A 2,280-nucleotide genomic window follows, 5' to 3' on the forward strand; every position below is an offset into this window, starting at 1 on the left:
CGCCGTTTTCATCCGGCATGACGTTTTCATACAACAGGCGTTGTAAAATTGTCCGCCGGTATTCTACCGCCGGGTGCAGGTTATCCCGTTTATCCAGGAAAGCCAGCAGTTCCCGGGCGTCCTTGACTACCGCGGTGAGCCGTTGCCGGCGTTTGGTCTCATCTATCTGTTCCATCTGCTTTTTGGCCATTTTGCCGCTTAAGTACTGGTGTACCAATTCGGTCAGGGTTTGCCGGGCCTGCAGGAAAACGGCGTGGTCTTTGCGTTTCATCTCGATCAGGCATTGCCTGACCCCCTGGCGGATCAGTTCCGTGGCCGCCGGTACCGCCACATTGGCAATGATGTGGGTGGAGTCTACGCGCTGCTTTTCCTTTTCTTTAACCAGCCCTTCATCTACCAAAAGCTCAAGCAGCTTGAAAAAGGCTTCTTTGTGTTTTTCCGATTGGAGGAGGCGGTCCCGGAAACGGCCGAAAATGCTGTGGTCAAAACCCATGTCATCCAGCTCTAAACCAAGGATGTATTTTGAACCGGAGGTCGTACCGGCAGGCATCTTCCAGTTTCCGGTCGGACAGGTCGAACAGCCGCTGCAGGATGAGGGTTTTGAACAGGATCGCCGGTGAAGCGGCAGGACGGCCATTGTCGGGACAGTACAACGGCGTAAAGTCCACGTCCTTGATGAAAAGGTCGCATTTTTCCCGGAACAGGTGATAAAAGTTGTCTTGCCCGAACATCCGGGTCAGTGTCAGGTCCGGGTGATAAAAGGAGAGCTGCTCTTCTTTTAATGGCCTGTACATAAGATTTTCCTCCCCGGGTAGAAATCATCAGCCATAGTTGGATATTCGACGTTTTTGGTTGTTTTCCTGGCGGAGAGGGTAGTTTTATAGGGGTTTATCCTGTTTTTCGTGATTTTACATGTGATCATAATGAATCGCTGTGGGAGACCATTTTCGTCCATAGCAGGGAGCAGCATTTTTCCTGGGTTATGTTAATATCTGCCATTTAGCTGGGGGTTTTGCGACTGTATCAATTTAGGAATATATTGACTTCTTACCGCTGCGCTTTCTGCGGCTATGCGAGGCATTTTCGAAGCCATCGACCTACCCATGCCGCCCAGGGTGTATAAGGTCCGGTTGAGACGGGAGGGTCAAAAACAAGATACACGCTTGCTTTCCCCCAGAGGCGAAAAACCTTGCAGCAGGCGGCTTTTCGCCCTGTAAAAAAGAGGTGCTGTCGAATTCGGGTATTCAATTGTATCTTGAGCGTCAAAAATTCTACAAATAAGTTTCATATCTTAAAACACCAGTTTCATCATAAGCCTCAATTTTTACGTCACAATTTACACCTTCTAACAATTTAATAAAATCAGCTTGAAACTTCAAATATTCATCCCACATGCCATCTTTTTTAATATAAGTGTTAATTGTTTTAATTTCTGCACTATTTATTTTTGCACCAATTACCGTATAATATTTTCTTTTATACTCAAAACTTACATAAAACGCTTGAATCGGATCTTTTGTTTGCAGATTATTTATTATTTCAGGTTTACCACCAACATACCACAACCCATTTTTATAAATAATAGGTTGAAGTAATAAAAAATTATCTTTTATATAAAAAACCACTTGCTGATTATTACTCAGGGAGTCAACGGCCAATAGCTCAACATTTGCATCATCTTTTTCCCTATTTTTCCAATAAAATTGAATAGCTTCCTCAACTGATTGATGTCCCCTTATACAGCTAACGCAAATAGCAACTATCAAAACAAGTAAGCCGGCAAATACGTATTTATTCATGAATGCCATACCCCTATCAAAAAGCGCCTTTTTAAAGGCGCTTTTAAAAGATAAAAATATACTCGATATAATATTAATAATAATAATAATAGTAATGACCGGTAGGACACTTGGATTCAGTATCAGTTCCCGAAGTAACTAAAGTAATTGCTGGAGGATAAGACATCGTAAATTCTAAACTATAATTAGTTGTCTGGTGCCAATAAGTATAAGCTACCTCGGCCATATTTCCAGATTTTGTTTTCTTTCCTACTTCAACTTGATACATTCCCCAAACAACTCCAGCATTAGGGAAACTTTGCCTTTTATACGTTGAAATCAGACTTCCACCTTCTCGATAAGCTGTCCAATAAGAGCTGAGTGCTGGTGTATCTCCCGCCCATCCAAACTCAACTTTGACAGTAAAAGCGGGTTTTAGGCTTCATCAACTCTTGAAAACCCAGTAAAATCAAGGATGTATATTGGGAATATCAAAAAATGT

The 2,280-nt window shown here is 42.7% G+C and carries 3 protein-coding genes; all 3 read right to left on the minus strand.

Annotation, left to right across the window (positions count from 1 at the left end):
• Nucleotides 1-550, minus strand: a 550-nt coding sequence (locus tag BUB44_RS14800) for a transposase (RefSeq protein WP_165611063.1), incomplete at its 3' end; no start/stop codon positions are given.
• The gene (locus BUB44_RS14805) at nucleotides 495-794 is read right to left on the minus strand and encodes a transposase (protein WP_073167754.1); all 300 of its coding nucleotides are present in this window, start codon (nucleotides 792-794) and stop codon (nucleotides 495-497) included. The genes BUB44_RS14805 and BUB44_RS14800, both read right to left, overlap by 56 nt.
• Before the next feature lie 477 nt (nucleotides 795-1,271).
• Nucleotides 1,272-1,799, minus strand: coding sequence for a hypothetical protein (locus tag BUB44_RS14810; protein WP_073167757.1), 528 nt, complete (start codon nucleotides 1,797-1,799; stop codon nucleotides 1,272-1,274).
• Nucleotides 1,800-2,280: the final 481 nt, after the last annotated feature.

The sequence above is a fragment of the Desulfofundulus australicus DSM 11792 genome, from assembly GCF_900129285.1.
In the GTDB taxonomy this organism is placed as follows: domain Bacteria; phylum Bacillota; class Desulfotomaculia; order Desulfotomaculales; family Desulfovirgulaceae; genus Desulfofundulus; species Desulfofundulus australicus.

Excerpts from the sequence above, each read along its gene's own strand:
- BUB44_RS14805 (WP_073167754.1), bottom strand. The coding sequence starts at position 794 with ATGTACAGGCCATTAAAAGAAGAGCAGCTCTCCTTTTATCACCCGGAC.
- BUB44_RS14810 (WP_073167757.1), bottom strand. The coding sequence starts at position 1,799 with ATGAATAAATACGTATTTGCCGGCTTACTTGTTTTGATAGTTGCTATT.